The sequence below is a fragment of the Rhizobium sp. TH2 genome (genome assembly GCF_024707525.1).
Classification (GTDB): domain Bacteria; phylum Pseudomonadota; class Alphaproteobacteria; order Rhizobiales; family Rhizobiaceae; genus Rhizobium_E.
On sequence record NZ_CP062231.1, the window covers coordinates 2512689 to 2525891 of the forward strand.

19 protein-coding genes are annotated in these 13203 nt (G+C 59.0%); 2 read left to right on the forward strand and 17 right to left on the reverse strand.

The window, feature by feature from the left end:
- Positions 1–8: 8 nt before the first annotated feature.
- From rplN to rpsL, 16 genes are all read right to left on the reverse strand, one after another.
- The gene (gene rplN / locus IHQ71_RS12610; protein ID WP_201663652.1) at positions 9–377 is read right to left on the reverse strand and encodes a 50S ribosomal protein L14; all 369 of its coding nucleotides are present in this window, start codon (positions 375–377) and stop codon (positions 9–11) included.
- A gap of 205 nt (positions 378–582) precedes the next feature.
- Positions 583–819, reverse strand: coding sequence for a 30S ribosomal protein S17 (gene rpsQ / locus IHQ71_RS12615; protein ID WP_258162290.1), 237 nt, complete (start codon positions 817–819; stop codon positions 583–585).
- A 12-nt stretch (positions 820–831) separates the two neighbouring features.
- Positions 832–1032, reverse strand: coding sequence for a 50S ribosomal protein L29 (gene rpmC / locus IHQ71_RS12620; protein WP_258162291.1), 201 nt, complete (start codon positions 1030–1032; stop codon positions 832–834).
- Positions 1033–1044: 12 nt separating this feature from the next.
- Entirely contained in the window at positions 1045–1458 is a 414-nt protein-coding gene (rplP, locus tag IHQ71_RS12625; protein ID WP_258162292.1) for a 50S ribosomal protein L16, read from the reverse strand.
- 33 nt (positions 1459–1491) lie between these two features.
- On the reverse strand, positions 1492–2202 hold the full coding sequence (gene rpsC, locus IHQ71_RS12630; RefSeq protein ID WP_258162293.1) for a 30S ribosomal protein S3: 711 nt from the start codon (positions 2200–2202) through the stop codon (positions 1492–1494).
- Positions 2202–2591, reverse strand: coding sequence for a 50S ribosomal protein L22 (gene rplV / locus IHQ71_RS12635; RefSeq protein WP_258162294.1), 390 nt, complete (start codon positions 2589–2591; stop codon positions 2202–2204). Before rplV ends, rpsC begins: the two co-directional genes overlap by 1 nt.
- A 2-nt stretch (positions 2592–2593) precedes the next feature.
- Complete coding sequence (rpsS, locus tag IHQ71_RS12640) at positions 2594–2872, reverse strand: 30S ribosomal protein S19 (RefSeq protein ID WP_201663658.1); 279 nt, start codon at positions 2870–2872, stop codon at positions 2594–2596.
- A gap of 16 nt (positions 2873–2888) precedes the next feature.
- Positions 2889–3719, reverse strand: coding sequence for a 50S ribosomal protein L2 (gene rplB, locus IHQ71_RS12645; RefSeq protein ID WP_258162295.1), 831 nt, complete (start codon positions 3717–3719; stop codon positions 2889–2891).
- A 10-nt stretch (positions 3720–3729) separates the two neighbouring features.
- A complete protein-coding gene (locus tag IHQ71_RS12650) occupies positions 3730–4023 on the reverse strand; it encodes a 50S ribosomal protein L23 (protein ID WP_258162296.1) in 294 nt (97 codons plus the stop codon).
- Positions 4020–4640 (reverse strand): 50S ribosomal protein L4, encoded by a 621-nt coding sequence (rplD, locus tag IHQ71_RS12655; protein ID WP_258162297.1) that lies wholly within the window; start codon positions 4638–4640, stop codon positions 4020–4022. Before rplD ends, IHQ71_RS12650 begins: the two co-directional genes overlap by 4 nt.
- Before the next feature lie 14 nt (positions 4641–4654).
- Complete coding sequence (gene rplC, locus IHQ71_RS12660) at positions 4655–5335, reverse strand: 50S ribosomal protein L3 (protein WP_258162298.1); 681 nt, start codon at positions 5333–5335, stop codon at positions 4655–4657.
- A gap of 185 nt (positions 5336–5520) precedes the next feature.
- Entirely contained in the window at positions 5521–5829 is a 309-nt protein-coding gene (gene rpsJ, locus IHQ71_RS12665) for a 30S ribosomal protein S10 (RefSeq protein WP_258162299.1), read from the reverse strand.
- Positions 5830–5934: 105 nt separating this feature from the next.
- Positions 5935–7110 carry an elongation factor Tu gene (gene tuf, locus IHQ71_RS12670; RefSeq protein ID WP_258161945.1) on the reverse strand — a complete coding sequence of 392 codons (1176 nt, stop codon included), beginning with the start codon at positions 7108–7110 and terminating at the stop codon, positions 5935–5937.
- A 60-nt stretch (positions 7111–7170) separates the two neighbouring features.
- Positions 7171–9270 (reverse strand): elongation factor G, encoded by a 2100-nt coding sequence (gene fusA, locus IHQ71_RS12675; protein WP_258162300.1) that lies wholly within the window; start codon positions 9268–9270, stop codon positions 7171–7173.
- Between the two features lie 23 nt (positions 9271–9293).
- Positions 9294–9764: a 30S ribosomal protein S7 gene (rpsG, locus tag IHQ71_RS12680; RefSeq protein ID WP_258162301.1), complete on the reverse strand. Its 471-nt coding sequence runs from the start codon at positions 9762–9764 to the stop codon at positions 9294–9296.
- A gap of 77 nt (positions 9765–9841) precedes the next feature.
- Positions 9842–10213, reverse strand: a complete 372-nt coding sequence (gene rpsL, locus IHQ71_RS12685) for a 30S ribosomal protein S12 (protein ID WP_137153564.1) — start codon at positions 10211–10213, stop codon at positions 9842–9844.
- A 569-nt stretch (positions 10214–10782) separates the two neighbouring features.
- On the opposite strand from rpsL, the gene IHQ71_RS12690 reads away from it, so the two are divergent.
- Positions 10783–11073 carry a transcriptional regulator gene (locus IHQ71_RS12690; protein ID WP_258162827.1) on the forward strand — a complete coding sequence of 97 codons (291 nt, stop codon included), beginning with the start codon at positions 10783–10785 and terminating at the stop codon, positions 11071–11073.
- Positions 11074–11137: 64 nt separating this feature from the next.
- Positions 11138–11521, forward strand: a complete 384-nt coding sequence (locus IHQ71_RS12695; protein ID WP_258162302.1) for a GFA family protein — start codon at positions 11138–11140, stop codon at positions 11519–11521.
- Between the two features lie 45 nt (positions 11522–11566).
- Here the strand turns inward: IHQ71_RS12695 and IHQ71_RS12700 are convergent, their stop codons facing one another.
- Positions 11567–13045: a hypothetical protein gene (locus IHQ71_RS12700; RefSeq protein WP_258162303.1), complete on the reverse strand. Its 1479-nt coding sequence runs from the start codon at positions 13043–13045 to the stop codon at positions 11567–11569.
- Between the last annotated feature and the right edge of the window lie 158 nt (positions 13046–13203).

Below are 13203 nucleotides of genomic sequence, written 5' to 3' on the forward strand. Positions count from 1 at the left end.
CCTCTCGATTACAAAACTTCTGGAGCCAGCGAGATGATCTTCATGTGGTTCTTGGCGCGAAGTTCGCGCGGAACCGGTCCGAAGATACGGGTGCCGATCGGCTCTTTCTTGTTGTCGATGAGAACGGCTGCGTTGCTGTCGAAGCGGATGACGCTTCCGTCCGGCCGGCGGATGTCCTTGGCGGTGCGAACCACCACGGCCTTCATCACGTCGCCCTTCTTCACACGGCCGCGCGGGATGGCTTCCTTGATCGAAACGACGATGACATCGCCGATCGACGCGTATTTACGCTTGGAGCCGCCCAGCACCTTGATGCACATGACACGACGCGCGCCGGAATTATCGGCAACGTCGAGGTTTGTTTGCATCTGAATCATGTCAGGTCGCCTTCTTGTTATCACCGGCTGGTTGGACAGAGCGTCTGAACGCCCTGACCCCTGGTCCGGCTTGTCAGTCCAATTTTCAAAGGAATGGGCGCGTCTTATACAAAACTCGCCCAAAATCAAGCCCTACCCCCAAAAAAGAGTTCACGCCCGGATAATTTTCCGGGCGAGCAGCTCTTGCCAGGGATAGCGCCAGATCTTAGCTGTGAGTGCTCACAACCTTCCAACGCTTGTCCTTGGAGATCGGCGCGCATTCCTCGATGGAAACGACATCGCCGGTCTTCACGGCATTCAGTTCGTCATGTGCCTTGTACTTCTTGGAACGGCGGACCGTCTTCTGAAGCAAGGGATGGGCGAAGCGACGTTCGACGCGGACCACGACGGTCTTGTCATTCTTGTCGCTGACGACAGTGCCCTGCAGAATGCGTTTCGGCATTTCTTATATCCTTCAAGCCTTGGTGCCGGCCGCCTTCTGGCGGGCGACGGTTTTAATGCGGGCAATGTCCTTACGAATCTCGTCGAAACGTGCGGTCTTCTCCAGCTGGCCGGTCGCCTTCTGGAAGCGCAGGTTGAACTGCTCCTTCTTGAGCTTGGCGAGCTCGTCCTTCATCTGGTCTTCGCTCAATGCGCGAACGTCGGCGGCTTTCATGTCAATCACTCCTTATTCGGCAATGCGCTGGATGAAGCGCGTCTTGACCGAAAGCTTGGCCGAGCCGAGACGAAGGGCTTCACGCGCGAGTTCTTCGCTCACACCGTCGATCTCGAACATGACGCGGCCGGGCTTGACCTTGCATGCCCAGTATTCCACCGAACCCTTACCCTTGCCCATGCGGACTTCGGTCGGCTTCTTGGTGACCGGAACGTCCGGGAACACGCGGATCCAGACGCGGCCGGCGCGCTTCATGTGACGGGTGATCGCGCGGCGAGCCGCTTCGATCTCGCGGGCGTTAACCCGGTTGGGTTCCTGGGCCTTGAGCCCATATTCACCGAAAGTCAGGTCAAAACCACCCTTGGCAACACCATGGATGCGGCCCTTGAACTGCTTGCGGAACTTCGTTTTCTTTGGCTGCAACATTTCTTAATTCTCCGAAGTCTGCGTGTCGCGCTATCAGGCGTTTTCACGGCGACGGTTGGTGTTGCCGCCCTGGTTGTCACCTTCGATCGCACGGCGCTCGGAGGCCATCGGATCGTGTTCGAGGATTTCGCCCTTGAAGATCCAGACCTTGATGCCGCACACGCCGAAAGCGGTGTGTGCTTCAGCCACGCCGAAGTCGATGTCGGCGCGCAATGTATGAAGCGGAACGCGGCCTTCGCGATACCATTCCGTACGTGCGATTTCAGCACCGCCGAGACGGCCGCCACAGGTGATCTTGATGCCTTCGGCACCCAGACGCATGGCGGACTGAACGGCGCGCTTCATGGCGCGACGGAAGGCAACGCGGCGTTCGAGCTGCTGGGCAATGCCCTGGGCAACGAGCGTCGAGTCGATTTCCGGCTTGCGCACTTCAACGATGTTGAGATGCGTCTCGGACTTCGTCATCTCCGAAACCTTCTTGCGAAGCTTCTCGATGTCGGCGCCCTTCTTGCCGATGATCAGACCCGGACGAGCCGAGTGGATCGTGACGCGGCACTTCTTGTGCGGACGCTCGATGACCACCTTGGCGATGCCGGCCTGCTTGAGCTCGTCCATCAGCATCTTGCGGATGGCGATGTCTTCATGCAGGAGCTGGCCGTATTCGGCGTTGTCGGCGAACCAGCGGCTGTCCCATGTACGGTTGATGCCGAGGCGAAAACCGATTGGATTGATTTTCTGACCCATTATGCGGCCTCCCCTTTTTCGGCAACTTCACGAACGACGATCGTAAGGTGCGAGAACGGCTTTTCAACACGCGATGCACGGCCACGACCGCGAGCGTGGAAACGCTTCATGACGATCGACTTGCCGACATAGGCCTCGGCGACGACGAGTGCGTCGACGTCGAGGTCATGGTTGTTCTCGGCGTTCGCGATTGCCGATTCGAGCGTCTTGCGGACGGTACCGGCGATACGCTTGCGGGAGAATTCCAGCTCGGCGAGCGCGCGCTCGACCTTCTTGCCGCGGATCATCGCTGCAACCAGGTTGAGCTTCTGGGGGCTCACGCGGATCGTGCGCGCAATTGCCTGCGCCTCGTTGTCCTTGAGCCGGCGTTCTGTCTTAGCCTTGCCCATGATTACTTCCTCTTTGCCTTCTTGTCCGCGCCGTGACCGTAATAGGTCCGGGTCGGGGAGAATTCGCCGAACTTGTGTCCGACCATTTCTTCCGAGACCGACACGGGAACATGCTTGTTGCCGTTGTAGACGCCGAACGTGAGACCGACGAACTGCGGAAGAATGGTGGAGCGACGGCTCCACATCTTGATCACTTCATTGCGGCCGCCTGCGCGTACCTTCTCAGCCTTCTTGAGAAGATATCCGTCGACAAACGGTCCTTTCCATACTGAACGAGCCATTTTGACTTCCTCTCAATTAACGCTGATGCCGCGAGCGCATGATGAACTTGTTGGTCTGCTTGTTAGACCGGGTGCGCTTGCCCTTGGTGGGCTTGCCCCATGGGGTCACCGGATGGCGACCACCGGAGGTGCGGCCTTCACCACCGCCGTGCGGATGGTCGACCGGGTTCATCGCGACACCGCGAACATGCGGACGCTTGCCCTTCCAGATCGAACGACCGGCCTTGCCATCATTGGTGTTGATGTGGTCGGCATTCGAAACCGCACCGATCGTTGCAAGGCAGGAGCCCGGCACGAGGCGCTGTTCACCGGAGGTGAGGCGCAGGATCGCCATGCCCTGGTCACGACCGACCAGCTGGACATAGGTGCCGGCCGAACGGGCCATCTGACCACCCTTGCCCGGCTTCATCTCGACATTGTGGATGATCGAGCCGACCGGGATGAACTGAAGCGGCATGGTGTTGCCGGGCTTCACGTCGGTGCCCTTGTCGGAAGCGATCACCTTGTCGCCGGCAGCAAGGCGCTGCGGAGCCAGGATGTAGCTGAGCTCGCCGTCGTCGTACTTGATGAGCGCGATGAATGCGGTCCGGTTCGGATCGTATTCCAGATGCACAACAGTCGCTTCGATGTCGAACTTGCGGCGCTTGAAGTCCACCATGCGGTAGGACTTCTTGTGACCACCGCCCTGGTAGCGGGCGGTGACGCGGCCCTGATTGTTGCGTCCGCCCTTGGAGGACAGACCTTCCGTCAAGGACTTGACGGGCTTGCCCTTGTGCAGGCCGGAGCGGTCGACGATGACCAGCTGGCGCAGGCTCGGCGTAACCGGGTTGAATGTTTTCAATGCCATTGTTCTATCCTCAGAGACCGGTGGTCACGTCGAGCGTCTGGCCTTCGACCAGGGTGACGACGGCCTTCTTGACGTCCTGCTGCTTGCCGATCGTGGCCTTGAAGCGCTTGGTCTTGCCCTTGCGGACGAGCGTGTTCACGGCCTTGACCTTGACGCCGAAGAGGGCTTCGACAGCTGCCTTGATTTCCGGCTTCGAAGCGTCCTTGGCAACGTTGAAAACAACCTGGTTGAATTCAGAAACGAAGGTGGACTTTTCGGTGATAGCCGGGGTGCGGATCACATCATAGTGGCGAAGATCAGTCATTTGAACCGCTCCTCCAGAGCTTCAACGGCAGCCTTGGAAAGCACGAGCTTCTTGCGGCGCAGGATGTCGTAGACGTTGATGCCCTGAACCGGCAGTACGTCGATGTTGGGGATGTTCTGGGCAGCGAGCTTGAAGTTCGCGTCCAGTTCGGCACCGCCGATGAAGAGCGCGTTGGTCAGGCCGAGGCCTTCGAAAGCGCCGACCAGGATCTTGGTCTTGGCTTCGGTCGCCACCAGGTTGTCGATGATGATCACATCTTCCGACTTCAGCTTTGCCGAGAGGGCATGGCGAAGTGCGAGAGCGCGGATCTTCTTCGGCAGGTCATGGGCGTGGCTGCGGACAACCGGACCATGGGCACGACCACCGCCGCGGAACTGAGGTGCGCGAGCGGAATGGTGACGAGCGCGGCCCGTACCCTTCTGCTTGTACATCTTCTTGCCGGTGCGCGAGATTTCGGCGCGGGTCTTGGTCTGGTGCGAACCCTGCTGCTTCTTGGCGAGCTGATAGCGGATCATGCGGGCGATGATGTCTTCGCGCGGATCGAGACCGAAGATCTGGTCCGAGACGGAGACCTTGCCGGCATCCTTGCCATCAAGTGTTCTTACATTGAGATCCATCTTGGCGGTCTCCCTTACTTGGCTGCGCGGACGCCAGCCGGACGCGGAGCGTCAGCCGGGATACCCGCCTTGATGGCGTCACGAACGATGATCCAGGAGCCCTTCGAGCCCGGGACCGCGCCGCGAACCAGGATCAGACCGCGATCGTCGTCGGTGGAGACGATTTCGAGGTTCTGCGTGGTCACGCGCGTCTGGCCCATATGGCCGGCCATCTTCTTGTTCTTGAAGACCTTGCCCGGATCCTGACGGTTACCCGTGGAACCATGCGAACGGTGCGACACCGACACGCCGTGCGTTGCACGAAGACCAGCGAAGTTGTGGCGCTTCATGGCACCAGCAAAACCCTTACCGATCGAGGTGCCGGTCACATCGACCAGCTGGCCCGCGATGAAGTGGCTGGCGGCAATCTCGGTTCCGACATCGAGCATGTTGTCGGCGGAAACACGGAATTCGGCAAGCTTGGCCTTGGGCTCGACCTGGGCAAGCGCGAAGGTACCGCGCGAAGCCTTCGAGACATTCTTGACCTTGGCAACGCCGGCGCCGAGCTGAACAGCAGTGTAGCCGTTCTTCTCTTCAGTGCGCTGAGCTACCACCTGGCAGCTTTCCATGCGCAAAACCGTCACGGGAACATGCTCGCCTGCATCTGTATAGATGCGGGTCATTCCCACTTTCTGTGCAATTACACCTGAACGCATTGGTTCGTCCTCTTGAGAGTTCCTGATGGAGCAAAGCTCCCTCATGCCTCTTGTTTAAGGATTCCGTTGGACCATCACGGTCTTCCGGTTTCCCGTTTTAGAAGCCGTTGGCTTGGGTCTTGACGACCTTGGAGCCACGTACCTTCCTTGTTATTTGGCTTGCGCCAGATCCAGACCCTGAAGTCTCAGAGCTTGATTTCGACGTCGACGCCGGCGGCAAGATCGAGCTTCATCAGAGCATCGACCGTCTGCGGGGTCGGATCGACGATGTCGAGCAAGCGCTTATGGGTGCGCATCTCGAACTGTTCGCGGCTCTTCTTGTCCACATGCGGCGAGCGGTTGACGGTGAAACGCTCGATACGGGTCGGCAGCGGTATCGGGCCGCGGACCTGCGCACCGGTGCGCTTGGCCGTCGAAACGATTTCGCGCGTCGAGGCATCGAGGATCCGGTGATCAAACGCCTTCAGGCGGATGCGGATATTCTGGCCGTTCATTCGACTAGTCCTTGCTGGTCATGTCCTTGCGGACATTTCTTTGTTCTTGTTTTCAAACAACCGGGCGGGGCACGAGGCCCCTGCCCTTGATGTTCAACCCACCGATTACTCGACGATGGATGCGACGATACCGGCGCCGACGGTGCGGCCGCCTTCGCGGATCGCGAAGCGGAGCTTTTCTTCCATCGCGATCGGAACGATCAGCTCGACCGAAACCGTCACATTGTCGCCGGGCATGACCATCTCGGTGCCTTCCGGCAGCGTGACGATACCCGTCACGTCCGTCGTGCGGAAATAGAACTGCGGACGGTAGTTGGTGAAGAACGGCGTATGACGGCCGCCTTCTTCCTTGGTCAGGATGTAGGCTTCAGCCATGAACTTCTTGTGCGGCTTGACCGAACCCGGCTTGCACAGAATCTGGCCACGCTCGACGCCGTCACGGGTGACGCCGCGGATCAGCGCGCCGATGTTGTCGCCGGCCTGGCCCTGGTCGAGCAGCTTGCGGAACATTTCAACGCCGGTCACCGTGGTCTTGGTGGTCGGACGGATGCCGACGATCTCGACTTCCTCGCCAACCTTGACGATGCCACGCTCGACGCGGCCGGTCACAACCGTACCACGGCCCGAGATCGAGAACACGTCTTCGATCGGCAGCAGGAACGGCAGGTTGATCGGACGCTCAGGCGTCGGGATGTAGGCGTCGACGGCGGCCATCAGTTCGCGGATCGAATCTTCGCCGATCTTCTTGTCGGAATCTTCAAGAGCGGCCAGAGCCGAGCCCTTGACGATCGGGATTTCGTCGCCCGGGAAGTCGTAGGACGACAGAAGTTCGCGCACTTCCAGTTCGACGAGTTCGAGAAGCTCGGCGTCATCGACCTGGTCGACCTTGTTGAGGAACACGACGATCGCCGGAACGCCGACCTGACGGGCGAGCAGGATGTGCTCGCGGGTCTGCGGCATCGGGCCGTCGGCGGCCGAGCAAACCAGGATCGCGCCGTCCATCTGCGCCGCACCGGTGATCATGTTCTTGACATAGTCGGCGTGGCCGGGGCAGTCGACATGGGCATAGTGGCGGGCCGGCGTCTCGTATTCGACGTGAGCGGTCGAGATCGTGATGCCACGGGCCTTCTCCTCCGGCGCGGCGTCGATCTGGTCGTAAGCCTTGTATTCACCGAAATACTTGGTGATCGCAGCCGTCAGAGACGTCTTGCCATGGTCAACGTGACCAATCGTGCCAATGTTCACATGCGGCTTGTTCCGCTCGAATTTGCTCTTTGCCATTTCGGCTCTCCATTCCTTGGCCTGTCGGCCGTAAACTCAATCTGACGGTTTGTATTCCGATCAACGCTGACCGGAATACTTTGCCTGGATTTCCTGGGCGACGTTCGACGGGACCGGCGCGTAGTGATCGAAGGACATCGTGTACTGTGCACGGCCCTGCGACATCGAGCGCAACTTGTCCACATACTTGAACATGTTGGCCAGCGGCACAAACGCATTGAGAACGACCGAAACGCCACGGGCTTCCTGGCCCTGGATCTGGCCGCGACGGGCATTGAGGTCGCCGATGCAGTCACCGACATAATCCTCAGGCGTCACGACTTCGACCTTCATGATCGGCTCGAGCAGCTGGGCACCGGCCTTCTTGGCTGCTTCACGGAAGCAGGCGCGAGACGCGATTTCGAATGCCAGAACCGACGAGTCGACATCATGGTAGGCGCCGTCGATCAGTGTCGCCATGACACCGAGCATCGGGAAGCCTGCGAGCGGACCGGAGGTCAGAACGCTTGCGATACCCTTTTCAACGCCCGGGATATATTCCTTCGGCACCGCACCACCGACAATCTTGGACTCGAACTTGAAGTCGTCGCCATCGGGATTCGGCTTGAATACAAGCTTGACGCGGGCGAACTGGCCCGTACCGCCGGACTGCTTCTTGTGGGTGTAGTCTTCGGTATGCTCTCGCGTGATCGTTTCGCGATAGGCAACCTGAGGTTCGCCGACGGTGGCTTCGACCTTGAACTCGCGACGCATGCGGTCGACGAGGATGTCGAGGTGAAGTTCACCCATGCCTGCGATGATCGTCTGGCCGGATTCCTCGTCGGTCTTGACGCGGAACGAAGGATCTTCGGCAGCCAGGCGGTTGAGCGCGAGGCCCATCTTTTCCTGGTCGCCCTTGGACTTCGGCTCGATCGCGATCTGGATGACCGGCTCGGGGAATTCCATGCGCTCGAGAATAACGGGCTTCAGCGGATCGCAGAGCGTGTCACCGGTGGTGGCATCCTTGAGACCGGCGAGAGCGACGATGTCGCCCGAGAAGGCTTCTTCGATGTCTTCACGCGAATTCGAGTGCATCTGCAGCATGCGGCCGACGCGCTCGCGCTTGTCCTTGACCGTGTTGAGAACCGAGGTGCCCTTTTCGAGCTTGCCCGAATAGATGCGGCAGAAAGTGAGCGAACCGACGAACGGGTCGTTCATGATCTTGAAGGCCAGCATCGAGAGCGGCTCGCTGTCATCGGCATGACGCTCGATTTCCAGCTCGGTCTTGAAGTCGATGCCCTTGATCGCCGGGATATCCATCGGCGACGGCAGGAAGTCGACGACGGCGTCGAGCAGCGGCTGAACGCCCTTGTTCTTGAAGGCGGAGCCGCAGAACATCGGGAAGAACTTGACGTCGATCGTGCCGCGACGGATGAGCGCGCGGATCTGGTCGTTGTCGGGCATGTTGCCTTCGAGATAGGCTTCGGTGGCAGCTTCATCGATTTCGACGATCTGCTCGATCATCTTTTCGCGCCATTCGACGGCGGCATCCTTGAGGTCGTCAGGAATTTCGACGACATCCCACTGCGCGCCGAGCTGCTCATCGCGCCAGACGAGAGCGTTCATTTCGATCAGGTCGACGACGCCCTTGAATTCCGTTTCAGCGCCGATCGGCAGCTGGCAAACGACGGCGGTGGCGCCGAGGCGGGACTTGATCATCTCGACCGAGCGATAGAAATCGGCGCCGGTCTTGTCCATCTTGTTGCAGAAGATCATCCGCGGGACATTGTACTTGTCGGCCTGGCGCCAGACGGTTTCCGTCTGCGGCTCAACACCGGCATTGGCGTCGAGGAGCGCGATGGCGCCGTCGAGAACGCGCAGCGAACGCTCGACTTCGATGGTGAAGTCGACGTGTCCTGGGGTGTCGATGATGTTGAAGCGGCGGGTCTTGCCGTCACGGCCCTTCCAGTAGGTCGTGGTCGCAGCAGACGTGATCGTGATGCCGCGTTCCTGCTCCTGCTCCATCCAGTCCATCGTAGCGGCGCCGTCATGGACTTCGCCGATCTTGTGGGACTTGCCGGTGTAATAGAGTACGCGCTCGGTCGTCGTGGTCTTGCCGGCGTCGATATGCGCCATGATACCGAAATTGCGGTAGTCTTCGATCTTATATTCGCGAGCCATCGGAGCTTGCCTTTCTTTCGAGATTACCAGCGATAATGCGAGAACGCGCGGTTGGCTTCAGCCATCTTGTGCGTATCTTCGCGCTTCTTGACAGCCGAACCACGGTTGTTGGAAGCGTCGAGGATTTCTCCGCAGAGACGCTCAACCATGGTGGTTTCGTTGCGCTTGCGGGCAGCAATGATGAGCCAGCGGATCGCGAGAGCCTGACGGCGCTCCGGACGAACATCGACGGGAACCTGGTAGGTCGCACCACCAACGCGGCGCGAGCGGACTTCGACATGCGGCGCGATGTTGTCGAGCGCGGTGTGGAAGAGGCCGATCGGCTCTGCCTTCGCCTTCGCCTGGGCGGCATCGAACGCACCGTAGACGATGGTTTCGGCAACCGACTTCTTGCCGTCATACATGATGGCGTTCATGAACTTGGTGACGATCAGATCGCCGAACTTCGGGTCCGGATTGATCTCGCGCTTTTCTGCTTTATGACGTCTGGACATTTTATCTCGTCTCTTGATCTCTAAGGATGCTCACCACGCGGAGAACCTCGCGCAGCACCCGAATTCAGTGAACCGAATTACTTCGGACGCTTCGCACCGTACTTGGAACGGCGCTGCTTGCGGTTCTTGACACCCTGGGTATCGAGAACGCCGCGGATGATGTGGTAGCGAACGCCCGGCAAGTCCTTGACGCGGCCGCCGCGGATCATGACCACGGAGTGTTCCTGGAGGTTATGACCTTCACCCGGAATGTAGCCGATGACTTCGAAGCCATTGACCAGGCGGATCTTGGCAACCTTACGAAGCGCCGAGTTCGGCTTCTTCGGGGTCGTCGTATAAACGCGGGTGCATACGCCACGCTTCTGCGGGTTTTCCTGCAGTGCGGGAACCTTGTTGCGCTTGACCTGTGCCTGACGTGGCTTGCGGATCAGCTGGTTTACGGTAGGCATGTAACCATCCCTTTAATTCTGTTTTCCATACCCTTTCGGGGCACACTTGCTGCCGTCACCGGCAAAGCACTCAGCATTCATGCGCAAAAACCGGATCGATCCGCCAAAAGGCAGATGACCCGAAAAAGCAGAGGATTCTCCCGCTTGCGGGAGCATCATGCGTGCAGCAATCTCGTATCAACGTGCTTTGTTGAACCTTGTTTGGGACGAAGTTCAGGACGAGTCATCCCGAAACAGCCAGCCCCACATCGGCTCTGATGGCGCGGGTACTAAAGGTTTCACCTACCCTCGTCAAGACCTTCAAGGAGTTTTTTCCGCCAAGTGCCTGCAAATGGCCGATCCGGCGCTGCCCAATAGCCCTTCAGCGCAACCCAGTCTCTCTCTTATTGCATCTGCGAAGGAAAATATGCCATATTCTATACGCCATCGCCGCCCGGAATACCATGGCTGCAAGACAGACCTGCATTTTCGCGACCCCGGCACAGGTGATTCCCGTCACCGAATCGAACAATGTGCCCTTTGTGGCATTCATCACCAGAATCGCCAGCGTCTCGCAGAAGGTCGCCATCATGGAAGATCCCGTCAACGACAACATGCCGAAAGGCGGATTCGTCTTCATCATCATCGGCAAGGCCTATGCCGAGGACGATAACGAGGGCGTGGATATCCATGTCATGCTCCGCGCTCCGGATGACGACACTGCGGTGCGCGAGGCGCTCAACGCGCTGACCGAGGAAGGCTTCGCCGAAGCCGACCTCGACCAGATCGGCACGCTGATGGGCGCTCCCGACGAAGAACCGCATGCCTCGGCCTATCAGGGCGCGCTCGAGGGCGAAGTCGCGATCATCCGCTTCGGGTGATCCTGCTTATCCGGGGATCGAATGCCCTCCCCGAGCGTTAACGCTCGATCGATGGAGGCGCAGCATGACAATCCGCACCGGACAATGCCTTTGCGGCCGCGTGCATTATGAAGTACGCGGCGAACCATTGCGCGTGGGACTATGTCATTGCAGCGATTGCCGTCGCGAGAGCGGTTCGGCCTTCGTCAGCTTTGCCGCATGGCCGCGCGGGGCATTTTCATCCACCGGCGACTTCTCGACCTATGAAGGCCGCAGCTTTTGCTTCGCCTGCGGATCACGGCTGTTCAACCTGACCGACGGGGAAGCGGAACTGCGGATCGGCAGCCTCGACATGGCCCCGACTGACCTTGTGCCGACTTACGAAATCTGGGGTAAGCGCCGGGAGATCTGGCTTCCCGCGCTTCCCAACAGAGAACAATACCCGGAAGACAGTCCGGCATCGTCATGAATATCGAGGGACGGCGCCGGATCATGGCGCCATCCGTGCAAGACCTCAGAGCGAGAGGATAAAGTCCCCCTCCTCGAATTCTACTGCCCTGTTGACCTGAATCTGGTAGTTGGCCTTGCCGTTTCCATCGGTGTCGATGGCGATGATCGTCTTCTCGTCAGCGATGGTATAGCGAATCTCGCCTTCTTCACCGCTGAACGCTCCCTCGCCGCCGAAGAAGAGTCCGTCGATGCCAGAAAGGTCGATCTGATCCCCTTGGCCCTGATCGAAGTCGTCGATCTCGTCACGGGTGTCCTTGTTGCCGAGGGTATTCAGCGCCGCGAATACGAAAATATCTTCGCCGTCACCGCCCGAGAACCACTGTTGGCCTGTGCCCGCCTCCAGGCGATCGTCACCCTCGTCAGCATAGATCCAACCATTGGCCTTGCCGAGTTTGATCTCGTCGTCGAACTGCGACCCGTCAATCCCCTCGATACGCTTCATGGTTTCGGTATTGCCGAAGCCGTCATTGATGACCTGACCCGTCGCAAGGGTCATATCGACGATGATGCCGCCTTGGCCGATGTCATTCCAGTAAAAGAACCGCGCGATGTCTCCAAAACCCTTGCCGCCGTCATAGCTGTCGACGCCGTCGAGGCCCGTGAAGAAGTTCCTAGCCGCCGAACCGACAAACTTGTCGTCCTGGTTGGTTCCGAGAACACCTTCGATATTGGAAACATTATCCCTCTTGCCGAAACCATCGATGACGAAGCCTTTGGTGAGATTGGCGTTGATCCCGTCCTCGCCATCGTACCTGTGGTCGTCGTGATAGCGAACCTGGTCCTGCCCCTTGCCGCCGTCGATCGTGTCGCGGCCATCAAGGCCCTTGAAGGCCTCGTCACGCTTGCTGCCCGTCATGCGGTCATTGAAAATGGATCCGCCATACTCTTCAAAGCCCGAAAAGGTGTCCTTGTCCCGCCAACTGTCGGTCACGGTTCCTTTCGCCGCATTCAGAACGATGCCGAAGCGCGCATCTTGCCACCAGTATGTCTCTTCGTAGCTGAGCGTATCCCAGTCCGCGCCACCGTGCAGCGTGTCATTGCCCTCTGTGCCGGTAACATAGGAGCCGCCGTCGCCGCAGAAGACCTCGTCGTCTCCATGGTCATCGGCGATCATGATCACCGTTCCGTTGTCGTTGCCATGATGCACATCGTCGCCGCTCGAGAGCAGTTTCAGGAACTGCCACAGGTCCGGCTCTCCAGCAAACTCTGCGATCAAATCCAGAACGTCGAGGTTGGTGCCGGTCACGCTGAGCAAATCGCCGCCGACATCGTCGAGCAAGTTGAGCCCGGTGACCGTGCCTCCCGTCATAATGCCGGAACCGTATGTAAACAGCGTGCCGGTCAGGACGATCTGATAGCCGTTCTCGTCTTCGAAGGTCGCTTGAGTGCCGTCCCCGTCAACGAGTTCCAGACTATCGAGATCATACAGTTCGTGCACGACCGCAAAGGAGGGCAGATCGGCCCCATATGTAAACACTGCCATGACTTCATTCTCCCAATATGAAGTATCAACGGGCGCCAAGGTGTACCTATCCTTGGAGAACGTCAAGCAAAACTAATATAGAGCACGGCAGACAACTTCGGAGATCACGAATGATCGAGAAGAAGGCAAAAATTAATACGCTCTTGTAAACAAAAAAA